Source organism: Hymenobacter fastidiosus, assembly GCF_039539565.1.
Lineage (GTDB): Bacteria > Bacteroidota > Bacteroidia > Cytophagales > Hymenobacteraceae > Hymenobacter > Hymenobacter fastidiosus.
In genome coordinates this window covers 30969-54096 of record NZ_BAABDJ010000015.1, presented here as the reverse complement: position 1 = coordinate 54096, position 23128 = coordinate 30969, and the positions used below count along the sequence as shown (strand labels likewise).

General features: G+C 60.6%; 17 protein-coding genes. 6 read left to right on the top strand and 11 right to left on the bottom strand.

The annotated features are described in order from the left end of the window. Window positions 1-133: 133 nt before the first annotated feature. A complete protein-coding gene (locus tag ABD833_RS09175) occupies window positions 134-1540 on the top strand; it encodes a dihydrolipoamide acetyltransferase family protein (RefSeq protein WP_345072500.1) in 1407 nt (468 codons plus the stop codon). A gap of 81 nt (window positions 1541-1621) precedes the next feature. Beyond that, complete coding sequence (locus ABD833_RS09170) at window positions 1622-1831, top strand: hypothetical protein (RefSeq protein ID WP_345072499.1); 210 nt, start codon at window positions 1622-1624, stop codon at window positions 1829-1831. Between the two features lie 93 nt (window positions 1832-1924). On the opposite strand, the gene ABD833_RS09165 is transcribed toward ABD833_RS09170, so the two are convergent. Continuing rightward, window positions 1925-4063 carry a S9 family peptidase gene (locus ABD833_RS09165; protein WP_425553609.1) on the bottom strand — a complete coding sequence of 713 codons (2139 nt, stop codon included), beginning with the start codon at window positions 4061-4063 and terminating at the stop codon, window positions 1925-1927. A 152-nt stretch (window positions 4064-4215) separates the two neighbouring features. After that, window positions 4216-6906, bottom strand: coding sequence for a valine--tRNA ligase (locus tag ABD833_RS09160; RefSeq protein ID WP_345072498.1), 2691 nt, complete (start codon window positions 6904-6906; stop codon window positions 4216-4218). A gap of 232 nt (window positions 6907-7138) precedes the next feature. Here ABD833_RS09160 and ABD833_RS09155 point away from each other — a divergent pair, with 232 nt between their 5' ends. Next, window positions 7139-8059 (top strand): carbon-nitrogen hydrolase family protein, encoded by a 921-nt coding sequence (locus tag ABD833_RS09155; RefSeq protein ID WP_345072497.1) that lies wholly within the window; start codon window positions 7139-7141, stop codon window positions 8057-8059. 69 nt (window positions 8060-8128) lie between these two features. Further along, complete coding sequence (locus tag ABD833_RS09150; RefSeq protein ID WP_345072496.1) at window positions 8129-9292, top strand: N-acetyl sugar amidotransferase; 1164 nt, start codon at window positions 8129-8131, stop codon at window positions 9290-9292. Window positions 9293-9479: 187 nt separating this feature from the next. Here ABD833_RS09150 and ABD833_RS09145 read toward each other — a convergent pair whose 3' ends face one another. Beyond that, a complete protein-coding gene (locus ABD833_RS09145) occupies window positions 9480-9830 on the bottom strand; it encodes a 4Fe-4S dicluster domain-containing protein (protein ID WP_345072495.1) in 351 nt (116 codons plus the stop codon). A gap of 205 nt (window positions 9831-10035) precedes the next feature. Between ABD833_RS09145 and ABD833_RS09140 the strand changes: the two genes are divergently transcribed. Continuing rightward, entirely contained in the window at window positions 10036-11049 is a 1014-nt protein-coding gene (locus ABD833_RS09140; protein WP_345072493.1) for an acyl-CoA reductase, read from the top strand. Window positions 11050-11171: 122 nt separating this feature from the next. Further along, window positions 11172-11471, top strand: coding sequence for a hypothetical protein (locus tag ABD833_RS09135; protein ID WP_345072492.1), 300 nt, complete (start codon window positions 11172-11174; stop codon window positions 11469-11471). Between the two features lie 161 nt (window positions 11472-11632). On the opposite strand, the gene ABD833_RS09130 is transcribed toward ABD833_RS09135, so the two are convergent. The 8 genes from ABD833_RS09130 to ABD833_RS09095 all read right to left on the bottom strand — a co-directional run bounded on the left by ABD833_RS09130 (window position 11633) and on the right by ABD833_RS09095 (window position 22819). Beyond that, window positions 11633-12505, bottom strand: a complete 873-nt coding sequence (locus ABD833_RS09130; protein ID WP_345072490.1) for a nucleoside phosphorylase — start codon at window positions 12503-12505, stop codon at window positions 11633-11635. Window positions 12506-12657: 152 nt separating this feature from the next. Next, window positions 12658-13614: an oxygen-dependent tRNA uridine(34) hydroxylase TrhO gene (gene trhO / locus ABD833_RS09125; RefSeq protein ID WP_345072488.1), complete on the bottom strand. Its 957-nt coding sequence runs from the start codon at window positions 13612-13614 to the stop codon at window positions 12658-12660. Window positions 13615-13700: 86 nt separating this feature from the next. Continuing rightward, window positions 13701-14333: a NeuD/PglB/VioB family sugar acetyltransferase gene (locus ABD833_RS09120; protein WP_345072486.1), complete on the bottom strand. Its 633-nt coding sequence runs from the start codon at window positions 14331-14333 to the stop codon at window positions 13701-13703. Between the two features lie 101 nt (window positions 14334-14434). Further along, the gene (locus ABD833_RS09115) at window positions 14435-15700 is read right to left on the bottom strand and encodes a hypothetical protein (RefSeq protein ID WP_345072484.1); all 1266 of its coding nucleotides are present in this window, start codon (window positions 15698-15700) and stop codon (window positions 14435-14437) included. After that, window positions 15697-16995 (bottom strand): DUF2851 family protein, encoded by a 1299-nt coding sequence (locus tag ABD833_RS09110; RefSeq protein WP_345072483.1) that lies wholly within the window; start codon window positions 16993-16995, stop codon window positions 15697-15699. Before ABD833_RS09110 ends, ABD833_RS09115 begins: the two co-directional genes overlap by 4 nt. A 220-nt stretch (window positions 16996-17215) precedes the next feature. After that, window positions 17216-17860 carry an outer membrane lipoprotein periplasmic chaperone LolA1 gene (gene lolA1 / locus ABD833_RS09105; RefSeq protein WP_345072482.1) on the bottom strand — a complete coding sequence of 215 codons (645 nt, stop codon included), beginning with the start codon at window positions 17858-17860 and terminating at the stop codon, window positions 17216-17218. A 139-nt stretch (window positions 17861-17999) separates the two neighbouring features. After that, window positions 18000-20936: a DNA translocase FtsK 4TM domain-containing protein gene (locus ABD833_RS09100; RefSeq protein WP_345072480.1), complete on the bottom strand. Its 2937-nt coding sequence runs from the start codon at window positions 20934-20936 to the stop codon at window positions 18000-18002. Between the two features lie 149 nt (window positions 20937-21085). Beyond that, window positions 21086-22819 (bottom strand): DUF6044 family protein, encoded by a 1734-nt coding sequence (locus ABD833_RS09095; protein ID WP_345072479.1) that lies wholly within the window; start codon window positions 22817-22819, stop codon window positions 21086-21088. Between the last annotated feature and the right edge of the window lie 309 nt (window positions 22820-23128).

Here is a 23128-nt window from a genome sequence, read left to right as displayed (position 1 = left end):
CCCGTCGTTTTCCGGCTCATTTCACCGACGGCCACGGATCCTTTCGCCTTGCGGGGCGCTCCGCTTGCGGCTTTCTGCTACCTTTGCGGCACTAAACTCCCCACCCAACAATCCCAACCCAAGAAACTACCGCATGGCACGAGTGGAAATGGTGATGCCCAAGATGGGCGAAAGCATTATGGAAGGCACCGTCCTGAAATGGCTCAAGCAAGTTGGCGACGCCATTGAGCAGGACGAATCGGTGCTGGAAGTGGCTACCGATAAAGTAGATACCGAAGTGCCCGCCATCTACGCCGGCGTGTTGCAGGAGATTCTGGTGCAGGAAGGTGAAGTGGTAGCCGTGGGTGCGCCCATCGCCATTGTCGAAACCGACGCGGCGGCTGCCGGCGCTTCGGCTCCGGCCGCCGCTCCCGCCACCCCGCAGGCCGCGCCCGCCGTGAACGGGGCCGCCCCTGCGACCGAAGTTCCCTACCTGGCCGAGCAGCACGACCCACAGGCCGCCAGCCGTCTGGCCGTAGCCCAGCCCGGCCGCTTCTACTCCCCGCTGGTACTCAGCATCGCCCGCGAGGAAGGCATTTCGATGGCCGACCTGGAATTCCTGCCCGGTACCGGCAGCGAAGGCCGCGTGACCAAGAAAGACATCCTCGACTACGTAGCCGGCGGTAAGCAGCCGCTGGGAACCACTGCAAGCGCACAGCCGCAGGCCGCCAGCCCCGCCGCTCAACCCCAGCCGGCCGCCCCGGCCGCAGTCCAGTCCCCAACCGCAGTTCAGGCTCCCAAGGCCTCAACCCCCCAGGTCCCCAACAACAAGCCGATGCCCTCGGTGAGCGGCGGGCAGGAACTGATTGAGATGGACCGCATGCGCAAGATGATTGCCCAGCGCATGGTCGACTCGGTGCGTATTTCGCCCCACGTTACTTCCTTTGTGGAAGCCGACGTGACGGACATCGTGAACTGGCGCAACAAGCACAAGGACGCTTACAAGAAGCGCGAGGGCGAAAACCTCACCTTCACGCCCATCTTCATCCAGGCCATTGCCCGCGCCATCCAGGATTTCCCGCTGATCAACGTTTCTATCGACGGCGACTACATCATCAAGAAGCGCGACATCAACATCGGCGTGGCCGTGGCATTGCCTTCCGGCAACCTCATCGTGCCGGTGATTCACAACGCCGACCAGCTCAACCTGAACGGGCTGAGCAAGAAGATGAACGACCTGGCCACCCGGGCCCGGGCCAACAAGCTCAAGCCCGAAGACCTCGAAGGCGGCACCTACACGCTGTCCAACGTGGGCTCGTTCGGCAACGTGATGGGCACGCCCATCATCATGCAGCCGCAGGTAGCCATCATGGCGGTGGGGGCCATCAAGAAGAAGCCGGCCGTGATAGAAACCCCTCAGGGTGACCTGATTGGCGTGCGTCACTTCATGTTCCTCTCCCACTCCTACGACCACCGCGTCGTCGACGGTTCGCTGGGCGGCATGTTCGTGCGCAAGGTTGCCGACTACCTCGAGCAGTTCGACCCGAACACGGCTATCTAGGCTGCGTTCAGGCCCTCCTTCCGGAACGTCATGCCTCGGCTTCGCCCGGCATGACGTTCTTTTTTGCCTTTTGCTTTCCCCATGAAAAACGCGCTTTCCCTCGTTGCCCTGCTTATTTCCCTGGGCCTGATCCTCTACCTCTACCAGCAGGTTACCCGGCTGGAAGAAGCGCTGAAAGTGTCGCAGCAGCGCTTCACCGACTGCGAGCAGGTAACCTTCCAGCTCCAGATGAAAGCCAACGGCACCGTGCCCCGCGGCGACCTGCCCGCCGACACCACCCGGTCGCGCTAACAGGAGCCGCTGCCCCGGATAGCTACCCAAATACCAAAAACGCCCCGTCATACAACATGACGGGGCGTTTTTGCTGAGCTGAAAAGCCGGCTACTATGCTTTCACGCCGAGCAGCAGCAGCATGAAGGCAAACTGCCGGGCTACGTCGTTGATGGATTTGAAGCGGCCCGAGGCCCCGCCGTGGCCGGCGGCCATATCGGTGTGGAGCAGCAGCAGGTGGTTGTCGGTCTTCACGGTACGCAGCTTGGCCACCCACTTGGCGGGCTCGAAATACTGCACCTGCGAGTCGTGCAGGCCGGTGGTGACGAGCATGTTGGGGTAAGCCTGGGCCTTCACCTGGTCGTAGGGCGAGTAGGACAGCATGTAGTCGTAGTACTCCTTCTGGTTGGGGTTGCCCCACTCGTCGTACTCGCCGGTGGTGAGCGGAATGCTGGAGTCCATCATCGTCGTCACCACGTCCACGAAGGGCACGGCGGCTACTACGCCCTTATAGTACTCGGGGTGCAGGTTCACCACGGCCCCCATCAGCAGGCCGCCGGCCGAGCCGCCCATGGCGAAGAGCTTCTGCGCGGAGGTAAATTTCTGGTCGATGAGGAAGCGGGAGCAGTCCGTGAAGTCGGTGAAGGTGTTTTTCTTCTTGAGCTTCTTGCCGTCCTCGTACCACTGCCGGCCCATTTCCTGCCCACCCCGGATGTGGCAGATCACGTAGGCAAAACCCCGGTCGAGCAGACTCAAACGGGCGGCGCTGAAAGTGGCATCCGTGGAGTAGCCGTAGGAGCCGTAGGCGTACTGCAGCAGCGGGGCGCTGCCGTCCTTTTTAAAGCCCTTCTTGTAGACGATGGACATGGGAATTTTGGTGCCGTCGATGGCCGTGGCGTAGGCGCGCTCGGTCACGTAGTCTTCCTTTTTGAACCCGCCCAGCACGGTCTGCTCCTTCAGCAGCTGCCGGGTGCGGGCCGTCATGTCGTAGTCGTAGGTGGAGGTGGGCGTGGTGAGTGAGGAGTAGCCGTAGCGCAGCACGGGCGTATCAAACTCGGGGTTCACGCTGACGAAGGCCGTGTAGGTGGGCTCACCGAAGTTGAGGTAGTGCTCCTGCTTGTCCTTCCAGCGGATGACGCGCAGCTGCAGCAGGCCCTCTTTTCGCTCGCCCAGCACCAGGTAGTCCTTGAACAACTCCATGTTTTCCAGGAACACGTTCTTACGGTGCGGAATCACTTCCTGCCACGCCGCCTTCGCCGTATTGGCCACGGGCGTTTTCAGCAGGCGGAAGTTGGGGGCCCCGGCGTTGGAGCGCACGTAGAAGTCGTTGCCGAAGTGTTCGACGTCGTAGAGGTGGTCGGCTTCGCGGGGCAGAAACATCTTAAACGCCTCCATTGGCTTGGCGGCCTCCAGAAACCGGGTTTCCGACGACATGGTGCTGCCCATGTGCAGGAAGATGTACTTGCGCGACTTGGAGCGGCTCACGCCGGTGTAGTAGGTGTTGTCCTTCTCCTCATACACCAGCACATCCTGCTTGGGGTCGGTGCCGAGGGTGTGGCGGTACACCCGGTAGGGCAGCAGCGTGGCGGGGTCTTTTTTGGTGTAGAACACCGTCTGGTGGTCGGTGGCCCACACAGCGTCGCCGCTGGCGTTGGCAATCTTTTCGGGGTAGAGCTGGCCGGTGGCCAGGTTGCGGAAACGCAGGGTGTAGAGGCGGCGGCTCACCGTGTCGGCGGCGTAGGCCAGGGTCTGGTTGTCGTCGCTCACCGCGAAGCCGCCGATCTGGAAGTAGGTTTTGCCTTTGCCCATCTCGTTGCCGTTGAGCAGCACTTCTTCCGGTGCCGACAGGCGGCCTTTTTTGCGGCAGTAAATCGGGTATTCGCCGCCCTGCTCGTAGCGGGTGTAGTAGAAGTAGCCATTGTCGCGGTAGGGCACCGACTCATCCTGCTCCTTGATGCGGCCTTTTATTTCCTGAAACAGCTTTTCCTCCAGCCCCTTGACGGGGGCCATCTGCTGCTCGAAATACGCGTTTTCGGCGCTCAGGTAGCTGAGCACCTCGGGGTTTTCGCGCTCGTTGAGCCAGTAGTAGTTGTCGGTGCGCGTGCCGAAGGGCGAGGCCAGCGGCTTGGGCTTGCTGGCGGCCACGGGGGGCTTGGTCATGGCAGAAGTGGTTGCGGATGGGGAAGTCTGGGCCTGGGCCACGCTCAGCGCCAGCGTGCAGAGGCCGGTCAGCCAGGGTTGAAGTCGGTTCATAAGCTTGCGCGAAGAGGGTAGAGAGGCCCTAATGTAAAGGGTTTGGCAGCAATCTGAGGTACCGCAGGCAGGAAACGGTGAACGGGTGGGCAACAAAGAGGCCACCCCATCCGGGGCGGCCTCTTTCATTGATCCGAAAGCCGGGGTTCTAACTACAGCGCCGCCAGACCTTGCTCCAGCGCCGTGATTTTGGCTTCGGCATCGGCCAGCTTCTGCCGCTCCCGCTCCAGCACGTCGGGCTTGGCATTGGCCACGAACTTCTCGTTCGAAAGCTTTTTCAGCACCGAGTCGCGGAAGCCGCGGGCGTACTCCACTTCCTTTTCGAGGCGCTCCTTCTCGGCGCCGAGGTCAATCTGACCTTCCAGCGGCACGAAGAACTCCACCCCGCCCGATACGAAACCTACGGAAGCGGCCGGGGCTGCGTCTACCACGCTGATGTCGGTGAGGGCGGCCAGCTTGCGGATGACGCCATCGTAGTCGGTCAGCAGGCTGGCGTCGTCGGTTTTAGCAGCCAGGGTCAGCGGCTTGTTGGGGCCCAGGCCCTTCTGGTTGCGGATGACGCGCACGCCGGCCACGATGTCGAGAGCCTTACTCATGCGGGCAACCAGGTCGGCAGCGCCGGCGGCGGGCTTGGCTTTGGGCCAGGCCGCTACGCACACGTATTCCTTGGGGCCCCGCGCGGCCAGCTCATGCCAGATTTCCTCCGTGATGAAAGGCATAAACGGGTGCAGCAGCTTGAGCAGGGTTTCGAGGAAGCCGGTAGTGTGCCGGAGCGTCTCGGCATCAATCGGAGCCTGGTAGGCGGGCTTCACCATTTCGAGGTAGAACGAGCAGAAGTCGTCCCACACCAGCTTGTAGACGGTCATCAGGGCGTCCGAAATCCGGAACTTCCCGAAATGCTCGTCCAGCTCCGTAATGGTAGCCTGCAGCCGGGCCGAAAACCACTCCACCGCTTTTTCATTCACGAAGGGCAATGTGGCGTCCACTTCCCAGCCCTGGGTGAGGCGGAAGGCATTCCAGAGCTTGTTGGAGAAGTTACGGCCCTGCTCCACCAGCTTCTCATCGTAGAGCAGGTCGTTGCCGGCCGGGGCCGAGAACAGCATCCCGGTCCGCACGCCGTCGGCGCCGAACTGCTTGATCAGGTCGAGCGGGTCGGGCGAGTTGCCGAGCTGCTTGCTCATCTTACGGCCCTGGGTGTCGCGCACGATGCCGGTGAGGTACACGTTGCGGAAGGGCACTTCCTTGCGGTACTCCAACCCAGCCATAATCATGCGGGCCACCCAGAAAAACAGGATGTCGGGGCCCGTCACCAGGTCGTTGGTGGGGTAGAAATAGTTGATGTCAGCGTTATCGGGGTCCTTGAAGCCGTCGAACACCGAAATGGGCCACAGCCACGACGAGAACCAGGTGTCGAGCACGTCCTCGTCCTGGCGCAGGTCGGTGAGCTGCAGCCCGGCATTGCCGCTCTGCTCCCGGGCCAGCTCCAGCGCCTCTCCAGCACTCAGGGCTACCACGTAGGTGCCGTCGGGCAGGTAGAAGGCCGGAATCTGCTGGCCCCACCACAGCTGCCGCGAGATGCACCAGTCGCGCACGTTCTCCATCCACACCCGGTAGGTGTTCTTAAACTTGGCCGGGTGCAGCCTGATGGTGTCGTTTTCCACCGCTTCCAGCGCCGGCTTGGCCATGTGCTCCATCTTCAGGAACCACTGCATGCTCAGGCGCGGCTCAATCACGGCCTTGGTGCGCTCCGAGGTCTGCACGATGCTGGCGTACTCCTCCACCTTCACCAGGTGGCCGGCTTCCTCCAGGTCCTTCACGATGTTGCGGCGGGCCGCAAACCGCTCCTGCCCCACGTAGAGCACCGCCTTGTCGTTGAGCGTGCCGTCGTTGTTGAGAATGTCGATAACGGGCAGGTTGTGCTTCACGCCCAGCTCGTAGTCGTTCAGGTCGTGGGCCGGGGTCACCTTCAGCGCGCCCGTGCCGAAGTCGATGCTCACGTACTCGTCCAGAATCACCGGGATTTCGCGGCCCAGCAGCGGAATGCGCACCGTGGCCCCATGCAGGTGGGTGTAGCGCGGATCATTGGGGTTCACCGCCACGGCCACGTCGGCCATAATGGTTTCGGGGCGCGAAGTGGCTACTATGATTGAGTTGCCGGTTGCCGGTTGCCAGTTGCCAGTATCGTTCTGCTGGTCGCCTTCACTGGCAACTGGCAACTCGGAACTGGCAACCTCATAGCGCAGGTAGTACATCTTGGCCATCACATCCTTGGGAATCACTTCCTCGTCGGACAGCGCGGTCTGGCCCAGCGGGTCCCAGTTCACCATGCGGATGCCGCGGTAAATCAGGCCCTTCTGGTGCAGATCCACGAACACGCGCAATACTGCCTGGGTCAGCTCGGGCTCCATGGTGAAGCGCGTCCGGTCCCAGTCGCACGAAGCGCCGAGCTGCTTGAGCTGCTCGAGGATGATGCCGCCGTATTTTTCCTTCCAGGCGAAGGCGTGCTCCAGAAACTGCTCCCGGGTCAAATCCTTCTTCTCGATGCCCTGCTCTTTCAGCAGCGCCACTACCTTGGCTTCGGTGGCAATGGAGGCGTGGTCGGTGCCGGGCACCCAGCAGGATTCCTTGCCCTGCATGCGGGCCCGGCGCACCAGCACGTCCTGAATCGTATTGTTGAGCATGTGGCCCATGTGCAGCACGCCCGTCACGTTGGGCGGCGGAATCACGACCGAATAAGGCTGCTTGCGGGGGTTGGCTTTGGCTTTGAAGAAGCCCTGCTCCTGCCAGCGCTGGTACCATTTGGCTTCAACGTCGGCGGGCGTATAGGTTTTGGCGATGGACATCGTCAAGGGGAAAATCGGTTGGGAATAGCGGCAAAAGTAGGCAATTCAGGCCGGGTGGAAAATCCTGCCCTTCACGAGCCGGCCACGCCAAGCTTCATCTTACAGCAAAGCCTTTTTAGTCCCTTGTATGCAGGAATCAAGTTACCTTTGGGGGCGACACAAAAACGCTGCGGAGGTTTAATCGGTTTTTGATAACTTCTGACATTTTTTCTCCGCCGCATTTTTTGCCCCCATGGCTGCGCTTTTTGCTTTCCTGAAGACCAAGAAACCGGTCCCAACGCCCGGTTCTCCCTCAATTCCCTCTTCCTCAACCGTTACCATCCGTATTGGCATGGGCCAGCTGCTGGTAGAAGGCGGCGAGCCGGAACGGAATCTGGACCGCGCCGCCCGCATGATTGGCGAAGCGGCTCAGCAGAGCTGCGACTTAGTACTGCTGCCCGAAACGCTGGACTTTGCCTGGACGCACCCCAGTGCCTTAGCCGAAGCCCAACCCATTCCAGGCGCGTTCAGCCACCAGCTCTGCCAGGAAGCCCGGCGCCACAACATCTATGTGTGCGCCGGCCTGACCGAACGCCTGAATGGCCGCAACTATAACACGGCCATCCTGATCAATCCCCAGGGCGAAATCATTATCAAGTATCACAAGATCAACCTGCTTGCCGTTGAGTTGCCTTTCTATGCCGTGGGGCAAACACTCAACGTAGTAGACACGTCCCTGGGTAAAATTGGTGTCAACATCTGCGCCGACAATTACCTGGAAGGGCTGTCCATCGGGCACACGCTGGCCCGTATGGGCGCGGAGTTTATTCTGGCCCCGGCCTCCTGGACCGTCGATTATTCCACCACTGAAGAGTCGGATCCTTACCGGGAAAAATGGGTGAAGCCTTTTTCCATACTGGCTAGCCTCTACAACGTGGCCGTCGTGAGTACCACTTCCGTGGGCTACGTGGTAGGGGGCCCCTACGAGGGCAAAAAGAGCGTGGGCTGCTCCCTGGCCGTCGATGCTACCGGCGTACGCGCCCAAGGCACCTTCAATGAATTTGCCGGCGAATTGATTGTTGCCGATTTACCCCGCCCCGTCCGGCCTGAGCAAGGCACCGCCATCGGCGACATGCTCCGGCGCAAAAGCTACCGATTCGACGAGCTGCCTTAGCCCGGGCCGCGCTTCGCTTACTACCCAACCCTTCCGTTTCACCACTCCCTATTGCCTTTGTCCTCGCCCATGCCGCACAGCTACCATCGCTGCCCGCGCTGCATTATGGATACTACTGTTCCCGGCATCCGTTTCGATGCCCGGGGAGAGTGTAATTTCTGTGCGCTGCACGATAAATTGGACCGCGCTTTTCCACTAGGAGAAGCCGGTCGTCAAAAAGTACAGGAATTCGCAGCCGACATCAAGCGCCGGGGCCGGGGGAAGAAGTATGACTGCGTGCTGGGCATCAGCGGTGGGCGCGACAGCTCCTTCACGCTTTGGTACTGCGTCACGCAGCTCGGCTTACGGCCGCTGGCCGTCCACTTCAACGATGGCTTCGGCAACCCCATAGCGGGTGAAAACATGGTTACGGCCTGCCGGAAGCTGGGGGTAGAAATGCGTACCATCACTTCCGATTGGCGCGAATCCAAGGATCTGAAAATTGCTTTTCTGAAGGCTTCCACTCCCGATATGGAGGAAGGCACCGACTTGGGTATTGCGACGGCGCTGTATGGCGTAGCAGCGAAGGAAGGTATCCAACGTATTATCATCGGGCAGTCGTTTCGCACGGAAGGCATTGCCCCGTTGTCGTGGAATTTCCTCGATGGCAAATACCTGAAGGCCGTGCACAAACAGTTTGGGACGGTGCCGCTGCGGTCGTGGACGCCCAATGATCCGGGCTTCAATCTGGATCTGAAGGAAATGTTCTACTACACCTTCGTGCGTCGCATCAAAACCGTGACGCTGCTCTACCACGTCGACTACGTGCGCACCGAAGTAGACGTGCTGCTGGAGCGGGAGCTAAGCTGGAAAAACCCTGGCGCCCACTACTTCGACGACCTTTATCAAAGCGTCATCTACTACCTCAACCGGATTAAGTTCAACATCGACCGGCGTTTATTCAACTACTCGGCCCTGGTTCGTTCCGGGCAGATGACCCGTGAAAGAGCGTTGGAACGAGTCAGCAAAATCAACTCCATCGAAGACGAAAAAGTTATTACCCTGTGCATCAAGCGCCTGGGTTTGACGCGCGAGGAATTCGACCATATCGTGGCTTCCCCGCCCCGCACCTTTCGCGACTACCCCAACAACTACAGCAGCATCCGGCGGCTGCGCTGGCCCATCAAGGTCTTCAGCCGCCTGAACATGCTGCCCGAATCGGCCTACGACAAATATTTCAACTGCGGCACCTAGATCACGGACTCGGCCGGATTTTTCGGATTAGTCGGATTTTGTAGTCGGCGCGGTTATGCAGTCAGGACGGGCCAAACAGCAAAGGCCACCTGAACAGGTGGCCTTTATTAGGGTAAGAAATCGTCCACGAAATCCGTGGAATCCGAAAAATCCGGAGGAATCCGTGGTTCAGAATCCGTGGTTCAGGCTACGCTTCGGCGTGCAGCCACTCCTTCTTTTTGAGCAGCGCCTCCTGGGCCTCGCGGTAGTCGGGGTCGTCCACGCAGCAGTCTACGGGGCACACGGCGGCGCACTGGGGCTCCTCGTGGAAGCCCACGCACTCGGTACACTTATCCGAGACGATATAGTAGTACTCGTCCGAAATCGGGGTTTGGGGAGCGGTGCCGGAAACGGTGGCCCCGCCATCCACCTGCACTTCCTTCAAAGCCGTGCCGTCGGCCCAGCGCCATTGGGCACCGCCTTCGTAGATGGCGTTATTGGGGCATTCGGGTTCGCAGGCACCACAGTTGATGCACTCGTCGGTTATCATGATGGCCATAGCCGCTGTCGTCTGGTTTGGTGATGCGGTTCTAATACGTACTTCCCTACGAAAAGACGGGCCGTCGGGAACCGCTCCCGCCCGACAAAAGTAGAAACTAACAATTACTCTTGCGAGTTTTTTACTTAAGCCGGTCTTTCCCCGTTTCCTGCGACTTTTGCAGCGCGGCTTCTCTGCCGCCTTGCCGCTCCCCTAGTTTTCCTCCATGAATCATTCCGACCGGCTCGCCGCCTTCGTAGCCCTGGGCCACCGCCTCCAAACTCTTTCCGCCGACGAGCTAACCGAGCTGGCCGCCCGGGCCCGCAACCAGAACAACTGGTTCGACGAGCCCAACGTGCGCGCCGCCGTGCACGGCGTGGCCCAAATGCTGGGCGAAACGACTCTGCGCTCCTGGGCCGGCCGCTACCCCGCCGAGCCCGCCACCAGTCGCCGCATCGGGGTGGTGATGGCTGGCAACATCCCGCTGGTAGGCTTCCACGATCTGCTCTGCGTGCTGCTCAGCGGCCACCAGCTGCTGGCCAAGCCCAGCTCGGAAGACCGGCTGCTGATGAGTTGGGTGGCCGACGAGCTGATCAGCATCGAGCCCCGCTTCGCGGAACGTATTGCTTTTGTGGAACGGCTGAATGAGGCGGATGCCTTTATTGCCACCGGCTCCAACAACACGGCCCGCTACTTCGAGTATTATTTCAGCAAGAAGCCCCACCTCATCCGCCGCAGCCGCACCAGCCTGGCCATCCTGACCGGCCAGGAGCCGGCTGAGGCGCTGGCGGCGCTGGGGCGCGACATCTTTCAGTACTACGGCCTGGGCTGCCGCAACGTGAGCAAGCTCTACGTGCCGGAAGGCTACAAATTCGACGCGCTGCTGGATGCCCTGGAGCCCTGGAACACGGTGCTGATGCACAACCGCTACCAGAACAACTACGACTACAACAAGAGCATTCTGCTGGTAAACTCCGTACCCCACTTCGACAACGGCTTTCTGCTGCTCACGCCCGGCACGGCGCTGGTGTCGCCCATTTCGGTGCTGCACTACGCCGCCTACGCCAGCGAGGTCGACCTCGTGGACCAGCTTACTGACGCGGCCGAGCAGATTCAGTGCATCGTCTCGGACGGGCACCAGTACGCGGGCAGCTTCGCCTTCGGCCAGGCCCAGAATCCGACCGTCAGCGACTACGCTGACGGAGTAGATACCATGATCTTTCTGGCAGAAATAGCGTAATAGAAACAGCCCATATAAACTAAGCAACAAATTCGCCTCTTTCAGGCCTTTTAATTGCATTCCTTACCGCAATTCGATAAATTATCAACACGCTAAGTCAACCTAACTCATTCATCCCCACCATGAACACCTTTGCACATTGCCCGGAAATCGTCGCTAAAGAAAATCTGTCTACGCTTAAGTTTGCCGTCGAAGACGTCCTGCTGCTACCCGCCCAAAAACAGTGGCGTCGCTTTGAAGCCGAGCGGGCTACTACCCTTGGCAATGGCTACCACGGCAAAGTGGATATCTACTTCCAAACCGCTGACGGTGCAACCAAACGCGTTTACACAACCGTCTGGGCCAATGATGCCGAGCATATTTCGCTTAAATCCGGCGCTGCTATTCCGTTGCGTTCCGTGCTGGGTTTCGACTTTTATTAAGCCGTCATATTCCCTGCTGCGCCGGCGCATTTCCGCTGATCGATTTTTTTAACTGTTTGTACAATATAAAGCCCCGTACATTTTGCACGGGGCTTTTTGGTGTTCATTTCGCTCGCCCTCAGGTAAGAGCCAAATTGCACTCACGCCAACCAGCGCAGGAGCTAAATCCGGTCCAGCGTTTTCTGTATCAGGTCATTCACGGTTGCTTCGGCATTGGTGGCAAATTCGCCCGTGGCACGGTTAGCCACAATAGCATTCAACGATACCACTTCGTGGCCCAGCATCCGCGCGAGGCCGTAGTAGCCGGCAGTTTCCATCTCGAAGTTGGTCAGGCGGAATTCGCCTTCGGCACTCTGGTGGCGGAAGCCCTGGAACCGGCTGATCAGATCGGGCATGCGCAGGTCGAGGCGCAGCACCCGGCCCTGGGGGCCGTAGAAGCCAGGGCAGGTGAGGGTGTTGCCCACCAGCATGCCCGCGCCCAGCTGCTCGCGCATAAGATCGGTGCCCCGCACGCAATACGGACGGTAAGGCAGATCCAGGGCCTGCTGAATACCGGCCGCCACTTCAATTTCCAGCCCGGTTTCCACCAACGGATAGAACTGCATAAGCGAGTCGAGGCCCACGGCGTGCTCCGTAACGAGGTGGGAGCCCACGGGGATGTCGGCCTGCAAAGCCCCGCTGGTCCCTACCCGCACGATGCGCAGCGCAATGCGCTCCTCCAGCGGCCGCGGCTCCCGCGTTACGAAGTCGATATTGACCAGCGCATCAAGCTCATTGAGCAGGATGTCGATGTTGTCGGTGCCCATGCCGGTGGAAATCACCGTCAGACGCTTGCCCTTGTAGTAGCCCACGTGGGTCACAAACTCACGCTTGTGAATCTGCGTTTCGATGGAATCGAAGTGCTGGCTGATCAGGGGTACCCGCTCCGGGTCGCCGACGGTGATGATGGTGTCGGAGAGATGGTCGGGCAGCAGGTTGAGGTGGTAGATGCTGCCGTCTTTGTTGAAAATCAGCTCGGAGTCAGGAATAGGCATGGGTGGGAGAATTAGGAATTAGGAATTAAGAATTAAGAATTAGCAATTAAGAGCTGAAGAAGAGGGAGTGAAAAGAAGTCGGATAGCCGATCGGACGAAAAAAGGCAATGCTGACCCTTTATTTTCAATTCTTAATTCTTAATTGCTAATTCTTAATTCCTACTTGGGGCGCGGTAGGAAACCAGGCCCTGCTCGGGGCTGTAGTTGTTGCTGAGTTTAGGATACGTACCCGTGCCGTCGTAGGGCCGCTTGTCGGGGTGCTGCTGACAGGTGATTGAGCAGGCTCCTGCCAGCTGCTGGCTGCACGTTTCGCACAGCGGTACGTGGGCGTTGCAGTGGGGGTTGGCACAGTTCACCATCCGGTCGGAAGGCGTGGCGCAGCGGTGGCACTGGGAAATGATGGTCGGATTCACGCGGTTTACGTCTACCGTCACGCGGTTGTCGAACACGTAGCACTTGCCATCGAAATCCTCGCCGCCGGCTTCGATGCCGTACTTGATAATGCCGCCGTGAAGCTGGTACACGTTTTCGAACCCCTGCTCGAGCAGGTAGGCACTGGCCTTTTCACACTTCACGCCGCCGGTACAGTACGTCAGGATTTTCTTGTCCTTAAACTCCTTCAGCTTTTCCAGCCGCCCGGGAAAGTCCCGGAAGTTCTCCATATCCAGCGTCACGGCATTCTTAAAGCGGCCCACGTTGTACTCGTAGTCGGAGCGCACGTCGACCACCACCACGTCGTCGCGGTCCTTGAGGTCCTTGAACTCCTGGGGCGAGAGGTGCTGGCCGGTTTTTTCGTGGGGCCTGGTATGGTGCAGGCTGCTGTGCACTATTTCAGGCTTCACGCGCACGTGCAGCTTCTGAAACGTGTGGCCCGGCACGTCGTCCACCTTGAACTCCAGCGCCGCGAAGCGCGGATCCGCCTGCACCAGGCGCATATACTCCTCGCAGTCGGCCGTGCGCCCCGACACCGTCCCATTAAGTCCCTCGGGCGCTACGATGATGCGACCCAGCAGATTCAGCCGCAGACACAGGCGGTGCTGCTCCTCCCGAAAAGCCTCCGGGTCGGCAATGGGCGAATAGCAGTAGTAAAGCAGAACGCGGTAGTCCATCTTTTTTCAATTAAGAATTAAGAATTAGCAATTAAGAATCGGGAGCCCGGCTGGTGAATTCTTAATTGCTAATTCTTAATTATTCATTAAATTTTCGCGGCCGGGTTGCCGAATACGGTTTGGTTGGCGGGCACGTCGGCCACCACAACGGAGCCGGCACCCACGCGGGCTTTGGCCCCGATTTTAACGCCGGCCACGATAATGGCCCCGGCGCCGATGAAGGCCTGTTCTTCGATAATAGCCCCGGCATTGATGATGGCCCCCGCCCCTATCTGCGCGTAATCGGCCACTTCAGCTTTCACGTCGACCACGGCATTGGCCCCGATCAGGCAGCCGTTGCCCAGCTTGCTGTTGCTGGCCACTACCGCACCCGCACTGATCAGGTTGCCGTGTCCCAGCCAGGCGTGGGCCGCAACGCTGGCCTTGGCATGAATGGCATTCACGGGTACCACCTGATATTCGTCGTGCAGCATATTGGTCAGGCTGCGGCGGCTGGCGGTGTCTTCGGTGGCCACGAATACCTCACATTTCTTGCCCAGCAGCTTCAGCAGCTGCTGGTCTTCGGTATTGCCCATCACGGGCACGTCGTTGAGTTCCGTGTTCTGGAGCTTGGCGTCGTCGTCGAGCAGGCAGTACACCACCACGTCATTGCTGGTGAAAGCGTCGAGAGCATTGAGGCCCAGGCTTTGGGCGCCCAGAATGATAACCGGATTTTCCATAGAAACAGCAGAGCGCCGACGAGCGGCGGATTGTGGCGAAACGGCAAAGATACGCGGCCCAGCGCGGGGCACCAAGTTCCGGGTTCCGGAGGACTGCTCCGCTACAAACCAATGCGCCGCAGGGCCCGGGCAGCGTAGTCGTTCTGCAAGGCCAGCAGCAGCACCACCGGCAGCAAAGACGACCGGTAGCGGTTGAGGGTGCCAAGGTTGGGAGTGCTCAGGCCCATCAGCGCAGCCAGCGCTACGCAATACACCAGCAGAGCCAGAACCAGGGCGAAAGGAAGATGACTACTGCGGCCCTGCAGCAGAGCAACGAACGCTACACCCAGAATGAACAACAGCACCGCATTTTCCAGGCCCACTACCACGTAAAATGGCTTGGCGCTCTCACCCAACCACGGCCGCACCAGCGCACTAATGACCGCTTTAGGGGTGTTACGCGCTATACTTTCGGGTGTAGGAGCCAGATCCTCAAATTTAATGTGGGGCCGGTAAAAGGAATGATCCTCAATGTCGGAATGAATCTGGATCAGCTGGCTACTGAATTTATTGAAGCGAAACGTAGGGCTAACTTCGCTGACCGCAGCCACGCCAGCCAGCAATACGGCACCGAAGATAGCAGCCTGCACCCAGCGTTTCTGGGCTCCACCTAGCTGCTGCACCAATCGAATGGCAGCTAGCCCACTAAGCGCCGCAAAAAGCGGCACGGCAAAGAAAAAACGGATTTTAAAGTGTAGGACAGCCAGCAGCAGCACCCCTATCAAGGTGGCTAACCGGGGTTTTTCGGCCCCATACAGCCAGGGTAGTACCAGCGCCAGCAGCCACGCCCCGCTGCCCACTAAGATGCTTTCTTTCGTCAGGCCCGACGTCCAGTATACCACGGTGGGCCATACCAGCCAAGCTACAATGGTTGCACCCCGGGGAGCGGTGGGAAAAACCCGATGGAAGACCCGCACCAGTTGCCAGCATCCCACGAAGTTGAACAGGGACGGATAAAGAGCGCTGAGAAACAGATTCCCGTTGGAAGCCACCCGCACCAGCGACATCAGCTTGACAATAAAAAACGCATTGGAATAGCCATGGTATACCAGATGGCCCCGCTTGTAATGATATTCGTTACTCACTAGGGTTTGTAGCCAATCCAACGGCTTATCCCAGAACTGATAGGATAACGCCTCCGCCCAGTAGTGCAGGTAGGCAGCATCCGCGGTGAGCAGGTAGCAGGTTGCCGCGGAGGCTAATACCTTCAGCCCTAGTAGCGGCAGCAGCCAGCGCCTGGTTTCCGGCTCGTGCCACTGTCGGCGAATCCACTGGATAAGCAGCAGCAACAAACCAATATTGAGCCCGAGGGCTAATGCTATTTTCATGAACTGGTGGTATTCTTCTGCAAAATACAGCTCCCAATGGCGCAATGCAGACAGCGCCGGGGCTGGCAGTAGCCCCGGCCCAACGCCAGCAGCCCCTGGGAGTCAGCCGCAGTGCGGTGGCGGAACCCTACCTGCGTATAGGACTCCAGCAGCTGGTTGCTTTCCGCGGGCAGCTGATCCAGCAAAGCTACCGCCGATTCCACTAACCCTGGCTGCCCAACTGAATGAGCATAGGCCACGCGCAGCGGCACTACCACATTAGTCACCAGGAGCTGCACACTTGCCCGACCCAGGGCCGGCACCTTACCGGGCTTACCGGGCTGGTAATGCTGCCGCCAGTACTCCGATACGGGAGCCTGAAAAAACTGCTCCAGGGTCGCCCGGCTCCCGGCGCTCAGCAAGGCGTCGAACAACGCAGGGCGGGCATGCAGCAATGCCGCCAACTGGGCCAGCCGTACTGGGGGGAAGTTAGCCGGACGCAGGCGCAGGAAATTCCACTCGTGCTTAGGCAGCGCCGTCGGCAATTGATATTTGTGCCGCAGAAACTCGTGTTCCTGACGCAGACCATTTATATACTCGTCCTCCCTGGTATCCTCGGTTTCCGCCAGAAACCCGGCTTGGCCAAATATCAGGGCTTCCACCTGGTGCCGGTCGTGGCGGTGGCGGCGCAGCACCTGCAGCGGCAGGGCTTTAGCCAGCCGGGCAAAGGGCTCCGTGTTTTTCTGGAAGCCGAAGGCCGCCGCCAGGGCGTGGTAGGTGGTGGCTTCCCAGTCGTTTTCCAGCGTTTGGTGCAGTGTTTCCAGTAAGCAAGCCTTCTGCTCCACCCGCTCCAGCAGGGCCCGCTCCACCATCATCGTGCGGATGATATCGGGTACCATGGCCAGGAACGGGGCGCAGGGGAGCGTGACCGGGGCCGCCTGCTCCACCAGCTGCCGGTACCGCTTTAGCATGTCCGGGGAAATACGCGGGGCCAGCGCCAGCACCGGAATCAGGGAACCGTTGGTACGTCGTACATCCTGGTCAGCGGTGTACACCACGTGTAGTACTACCTGGTCGTACTTAGCATCCGTTTGATGTCCGTGGCGGTGCCAGTCGGAGGCGCGCAGGTGGATTTCCACGGCCCCGTTCCATTCCACCTCGCCCAGCTGCAGCCGGGCATTGAGGAAATCGGGGCCGGCGTCGGCGTTGCGGTAGCCGGGGCGCAGCACCGTTATTAATTCCCCGGCATCCGTTTGCAGGCTGGTTTTATCGAAATACTGGTACTGCCAGATGTAGTGGAGGAAATCTTCTTTCATAGCGCATAAGCAATAAAGTGAAACCCCCGGCAACTCCCGGCGTTCGGTCCCCAGCTGCTTTTCCACCCGACCCGGGGAGGACCTGAAAGTGAAAAGCTACGGAGCGTTGGTCGGGCGATACAGTAAGATAGGAAATCCGGGCGGCCCTGAAACCTAAACCGGCCCGCCCCCGCACGAAGCGGAAGCGGGCCGGTCGAAACGGCGGGGGCAGTCCTGACGACTAGCGCAGGTCGATAACTTTCACGCCTTTGTACTTCGTCTTGTCGAAGTTGAAGGTAGTGGCATCAATGGGCGGGTTCGGCTGGAACTTGCGGATTGTGTAGGTGTAGCGGTTGCCGTTCTTCTTGAACATCTTCCAGCTTTTCACCGTCTTATCAGCCTTGCCTACCGTCACGCGCACCTTGTACACGGGGTTGTCCTTGTTCTCGGGCGACAGCTCAATAACGTCGCAGGCCACGCCGGCTTCCTTCACTTCCTGCACGTAGGCATACTTGTAGCCCTTCTTGTAGAGCGTAAAAATCTGCGTCGGCGACGTTTCCTGCTCGGCGGGGTCGAAGTCGGAGATGTTCACCTCATTCTCAGCCCGCATGTAGGTCCACATGGTCTGGCCGTTGTTGATAATCTCCTGGCCGTTGAGCTTCACCCGGAACTTCTGCCCACTCACGGTGATGTCGCCGGTGATATTTTCCTTGAGCTTAGCCGCATCGTTTTCCAGGGTCTGAGTGAAATTGGCTTTAAAAGCCTTCAGCGCCTGGTATTTGGCACTCATCTGGTCAAGAATCTTACCCGCTTTGGGGTCCTGCTGGGCCGAGGCCGTCGACATCAGCGACACGGAAAGAGCGAGCAGGGAGAGGATTTTTTTCATTACAATCAAAGGTGGGATGAATAGCTCAGCGGGCAGAGCCGGGATGTCGGAAAGTAGAACTCTGCCGGGCGATGGAGCAGGCGGACGAGGGTAGTACTAAAAACCCCGGTCTAAGTTCTCAATTCCCCGCTCTAAGCGCTTATTTGGGCAGGGTATTCAACAACTGTTCCAAACTGTACTCATCCGGAATTAATACCTCCCGCGCCTTACTGCCTTCAAACGGCCCAACGATGCCAAAGTGCTCTAATTGATCAATCAGACGGCCGGCGCGGTTGTAGCCCAGCTTCAGCCGGCGCTGCAGGAGCGAGGTGCTGCCCTGCTGGTGGGTGACGATAACGCGGGCCGCTTCCTCAAACATACTGTCGCGCGAAGACGGGTCGAAATCTTCGGCGTCGCCGCTCCCGCTACCGCTTTCGCCCACCACTTCGGGCAGCAGATAGGCGTCGGGGTAGCCCTGCTGCTCGCCGATGTAGTCGCAGAGGCGGTCCACTTCGGGCGTGTCGATAAAGGCGCACTGCACCCGGATGATGTCGGAGCCCTGGGAGATGAGCATGTCGCCCTGGCCCACGAGCTGGTCGGCCCCACCCGCGTCGAGAATGGTGCGGGAGTCGATTTTGGAAGTCACCTTGAAGGAAATCCGGCAGGGAAAGTTAGCCTTGATAATACCGGTAATCACGTTCACCGACGGGCGCTGGGTGGCGACGATCAGGTGAATGCCGATGGCCCGGGCCAGCTGGGCCAGGCGGGCAATGGGGGTTTCCACTTCCTTGCCCGCCGTCATCATCAGGTCGGCCAGCTCGTCAATCACCAGCACGATGAAGGGCATGAAGCGGTGCCCCTTCTTGGGGTTGAGGCGGCGCTCGATAAACTTGCGGTTGTACTCCTTCAGGTTGCGGCAGCCGGCATCCTTGAGCAGATCGTAGCGTCGGTCCATTTCCATGCACAGCGAGTTGAGCGTGTTCACCACCTTCTTGGTATCGGTGATGATGGCTTCCTCGGTGTCGGGCAGCTTGGCCAGGAAATGGCGCTCAATCTTGTTGAAGATGCTCAGCTCCACCTTCTTCGGGTCGACGAGCACGAACTTCAGCGTGGCAGGGTGGCGCTTGTAGAGCAGCGAGGCCAGAATCACATTCAGGCCCACCGACTTGCCCTGACCCGTCGCTCCGGCCATCAGCAGGTGGGGCATCTTGGCCAGATCGACCACGAACACCTCGTTGGTGATGGTGCGGCCGAAGGCAATGGGCAGATCCATTTCGGTGTTGGCAAACTTCTCGGTGGCGAAAACCGAGCGGATGCTCACCATCTCCTTCTTAGTATTCGGCACCTCGATGCCGATGGTGCCCTTGCCCGGAATGGGCGCGATGATGCGGATACCCAGCGCGGCCAGGCTCAGGGCAATGTCGTCTTCCAGGCTCTTGATCTTGGAGATGCGCACCCCGGCGTCGGGCACGATTTCGTAGAGCGTAACCGTGGGCCCGATGGTGGCCTTGATGCTGGCGATATTGATGCCGTAGTGGCCCAGCGTCTCCACGATGCGGTCCTTGTTGGCTTCCAGCTCCTCCTTGCTCACCTGGGCCTTGGCCACGCCGTAGTCGTTGAGCAGCTCCAGCGTGGGGTACTGGTAGCGCGAAAGGTCCAGCGTGGGGTCGTAGTTAACGGCGGGCATGGTGTCCGCATCGTCATCGTCGTCGGCAATGGCGGCCATGTCGGCCCCGGCGGCCGGGTCCAGCTCGCCGGGCTTGCTGGCAATCTGCAGGGCCGGAGTTGCGGCTTCCCGCGGCGTAGGTGCGGGAAGCGGCGCATCGTCATCGGCCAGATCGGCCATGGTGAGCGGCGTAGGCACCCGGGAAGGCGGAGCCACCACCGGCTCAGGGTCGGTGGGCGTTTCGAAGGAGAAGCTCGGACCGCTGCTGGCGGAAGCCGCCGCCCCGGCCGCCGCCAGCGTAGCGGAAGCACTGGCCAGGGAAGTAGCCGCCGTGGAAGCCACGGACAGCGGCACCGCCGCGGCAGCTACGCTGAAAGCAGGCGCGGGCGCGGGAGAGTTGATGGGGCCGGAAATGATGGCCGGCGCTTCTGATTCTGCATCTTCCTCCCCGAACGCCGGGGCGGCCACCGGCTGGACCGGGGTCGGGGCTGGCGTAGCCACGGGTCCTACGCGGCGCAGCGTCATTTGCGGCGGGGCTTCCTCTTCTTCCTCGTCGCCCTCAGCCGAAACGACCGAGTTGAAATTCCCGATGGCCGTTTCGGCGTTGTGCGAATGCGTTTCCGAGCCGAAAGCCAGCCCATCCTCGTCGTCCGACGTGCTGCGGCCCAGGTTCAGGCTGGTGACGTTGAAGAAGTACACCACGAAGGAAATCAGCAGGAAAGCCAGCAGCAGCACCGTACCCCAGCCGATCAGACTGTCGAGCCAGAGGGCCGCTTCGTAGCCGATGCCCCCGCTCAGAAAGTCGAGGCGGTGAGCCAGGGCCGGGTCGGCGTCGGGGGCGGCCAGGGTGAGCACCACGTAGCCCAGCAGCAAACTCAGCCAGCCCATGGTGAACAGGCACAGCGCCAGCACGTAGCTCAACGACAGCTCGGCCAGGCGGAACACAATCTTGTAGCCCAGGAAGAACACGATGGGAATGACGGCAAACGCGGCCACGCCGAAGCCCTTGTGAATCAGCAGCTGGGCCAGCATGGCGCCCAGCAGCCCGAGCCAGTTGCCCGATTCCTGCCCGGCCTCCTTCACCGGCGTGTTGCCCAGGCTTTCCACGACGCTCTGGTCGGCGTGCCCGGTAAACAGGAACGAGACGAAGGCAATGGTCAGGTAGATGGACGTGAGCAGGAAGAAGAAGCCCAGAAACAGCTGGAAGCGCCGGTCGCGCAGGAAGCCGAACATGCCGCCCAGGGAAAGGGAAGGCAGCTTGAGGGGCTTGCGCGGAGCTTTGGGCGCGGCTTTGGGGGCCGCCTTGGCGTCGTTGCGGCGCGGTTCGCGCGCGGGCTCCGCGTTTTGCCGGGGTTGGTTACGGACCGGCCGCGGCTCATTGGCTCGGGCTGGCTCCGGAGAAGAAGATTGTCTGTAGGTATTTTTCGCCATTATCCCGCACTAAAAGGCCAAATCTAGAGATTTTCAGCGGTTTTGCCAGCCTGGCTGGCCGTTTTTGGTTGATCGTTTTTGGTTTTTGGGACTACCCGTCCGAGGTCGTTTTTTTCCAAAAACCAAAAACGACCAACCAAAAACGAACTTCAGTTGCTGACGGTCGGCTGCACTTCGTAAAGATACAGGTGCCAGTACGCCGTCCTACTCGAAAACTCGCCGCGCGCGACCAGCCCGCTGCGCCCCGGCGTAGCCAGCCGCGCCGCCGACAGCACGTAGCGCCCGCCCAATTGCCGGAAGGCCGCGGCATCGAAGGCGAAGTCCTGCACCACGCGGTGCTGAAACCCGGCCACCCGGAAATCCTTGCCCAGCTCGGCCGAAAACAGGTAGCAGCGGTTGCCCCAGGCATCGAAGTAGCGGCGCAACTCGGGGCTCTTGGCCAGCTCGCCGGCAATGATGGGGCGGAAGCGGTGCTTGTAGGGCAGCGGGTAGTTGTTCTGGTAGGAATCGAGGGTATAGAAGTTGTTGAGCTGAGCTACGGCCGGCGGCAGGCCCAGGCAGGCCACGCGGTACTGCGGCGGTTCCAGGCCGGTTTGCTGCCGGATGGCCGCCTGCACCCGCCCAAACAGCGCCGGGGCCACGTAGGCCGTATAGTTGGGCTCGTGGGGGTTGGGGCGGCCGGCCAGCTCGCGTAGGTTGTTGAGCCATTCGGGATTCATGCTGAGCCCGATAACTACCTGCAGGACCAGCACCGCCGCCTGCCAGCGGCCGGGCAGGTAGCGCAGGGCCAGCGCCAGGACCCAGAACCAGAGCAGCGGCGCCAGAAAGTGAAACCGCCCAACATTGAACGCGCCCAGCAGCGCCACCCGTCGCTGCCCCAGCGCCACCAGCTGCGGGTAGAAGCCACTAAACAGGGCCAGCCCCGCCAGCGCCAGCAGCCACGGGGCCAGCTGCCGCCCCCGCGCCGCCCGCTGCCCCGCCGGGGCCAGCGCCACGGCCGCGGCCACCGCCAGCAGCACGGCCACCCGCAGAAACCGGCTGGCATGGTACTGCCCGAACAGGAAAAACTGCGCCGCGCTGCGCAAGCCGGCCTTCAAGCCCGGTGGCGTAATCTGCGCCATATCGAACTCCAGCCGGTGCGGCACAAACTGCTTCGCCACCAGCAAGGAATAGAACAGAGGCCACTCCACCACCAGATACCCGGCCAGCAGAAGCAGCAGCCCGGCCAGAAACGGCCCGTTCGGGCGGCGTGCGGACCACCAGTCGCGCAGCCACAGCGCGCCCAGCGCCGCCAGCACAAACGGCCCCACAAACACGAACATGCTCCAGAGCGGGAACGCCGCGATAATAGCCCAGTGCCACCACCGCCCCGTCCCGCGGCGCAGCGCCAAAAATGCCAGCAGCAGCGCCGGCTGCCCCAGCACCGACAGCCCGTACATAGAATACAGCGGCAGCAGGCCCCAGGCCAGCGCCAGCGCGGCCGCCAGCCGGCGCTGGCCGGGCTCCGGCAGCAGCTCACGGCGCAGCAGCGCATACATAGCCAGCAACCCCAGCAGCCGCACCAGCGCCTGCTGCACGAGGTAGGCAGCCCACGGCGGACCCAGCGCAAACAACCCCACCGTGGCGCTCAGGCCCGGGCGCAGGGCGTTGCGGGGCAGCCCGTTCATGAGGGCCGGCACGGTAGCGCCCTGGTCGTAGCGGAAGGATACTCCCTGCCTGACCAGCAGATAGGGAATATTCAGTTCCGCATCCAGATTATCGTCGAGGGTGATGTAGCTGTGCGCCCGCAGAATGCCATATGGCAGCAGAAACAGCAGCAAGCCCAGCAGTGCCAGCAGCAACGGCGAAAGCCGGGGTACAGCAGAATTTTCAGATGATAGCACAGCGTACTGGTTTGCCGCAAAAGTACCCCGCCGCGCCGAATACTCCGACCTGCACCAATTGCAGGGCCTGCTTGGAAGTGGGTTTTCCTCTTTCTACGCCTTGCGCCATGACCAACTCCTCCCTCCCCACCCCCGGGAAACGAGCGTCCTGCCGGGTTGAATCTGATGCTTTCAACCAGTGGCGGCGGGCTACGTGGCGGAGTTTCGTGCCGCCCCAACAGGCCCTGCAGCGCATGACCGTGCGTCTGGGCCGGCTTACCAACCCGCTGACTCCGCTTTTTTTTAAACGACAACAGCCGGGTGCTCAAT

What these genes read in the sequence shown, in the direction of transcription:
- ABD833_RS09115 (WP_345072484.1), bottom strand. Translation starts at nt 15,700, where the DNA reads ATGAAAATAGCATTAGCCCTCGGGCTCAATATTGGTTTGTTGCTGCTG.
- ABD833_RS09160 (WP_345072498.1), bottom strand. Translation starts at nt 6,906, where the DNA reads ATGTCCATCGCCAAAACCTATACGCCCGCCGACGTTGAAGCCAAATGG.
- ABD833_RS09135 (WP_345072492.1), top strand. Translation starts at nt 11,172, where the DNA reads ATGAACACCTTTGCACATTGCCCGGAAATCGTCGCTAAAGAAAATCTG.
- ABD833_RS09150 (WP_345072496.1), top strand. Translation starts at nt 8,129, where the DNA reads ATGCCGCACAGCTACCATCGCTGCCCGCGCTGCATTATGGATACTACT.
- trhO (WP_345072488.1), bottom strand. Translation starts at nt 13,614, where the DNA reads ATGGACTACCGCGTTCTGCTTTACTACTGCTATTCGCCCATTGCCGAC.
- ABD833_RS09140 (WP_345072493.1), top strand. Translation starts at nt 10,036, where the DNA reads ATGAATCATTCCGACCGGCTCGCCGCCTTCGTAGCCCTGGGCCACCGC.
- ABD833_RS09100 (WP_345072480.1), bottom strand. Translation starts at nt 20,936, where the DNA reads ATGGCGAAAAATACCTACAGACAATCTTCTTCTCCGGAGCCAGCCCGA.
- ABD833_RS09120 (WP_345072486.1), bottom strand. Translation starts at nt 14,333, where the DNA reads ATGGAAAATCCGGTTATCATTCTGGGCGCCCAAAGCCTGGGCCTCAAT.
- lolA1 (WP_345072482.1), bottom strand. Translation starts at nt 17,860, where the DNA reads ATGAAAAAAATCCTCTCCCTGCTCGCTCTTTCCGTGTCGCTGATGTCG.
- ABD833_RS09170 (WP_345072499.1), top strand. Translation starts at nt 1,622, where the DNA reads ATGAAAAACGCGCTTTCCCTCGTTGCCCTGCTTATTTCCCTGGGCCTG.
- ABD833_RS09155 (WP_345072497.1), top strand. Translation starts at nt 7,139, where the DNA reads ATGGCTGCGCTTTTTGCTTTCCTGAAGACCAAGAAACCGGTCCCAACG.
- ABD833_RS09130 (WP_345072490.1), bottom strand. Translation starts at nt 12,505, where the DNA reads ATGCCTATTCCTGACTCCGAGCTGATTTTCAACAAAGACGGCAGCATC.
- ABD833_RS09145 (WP_345072495.1), bottom strand. Translation starts at nt 9,830, where the DNA reads ATGGCCATCATGATAACCGACGAGTGCATCAACTGTGGTGCCTGCGAA.
- ABD833_RS09110 (WP_345072483.1), bottom strand. Translation starts at nt 16,995, where the DNA reads ATGAAAGAAGATTTCCTCCACTACATCTGGCAGTACCAGTATTTCGAT.
- ABD833_RS09175 (WP_345072500.1), top strand. Translation starts at nt 134, where the DNA reads ATGGCACGAGTGGAAATGGTGATGCCCAAGATGGGCGAAAGCATTATG.
- ABD833_RS09165 (WP_425553609.1), bottom strand. Translation starts at nt 4,063, where the DNA reads ATGAACCGACTTCAACCCTGGCTGACCGGCCTCTGCACGCTGGCGCTG.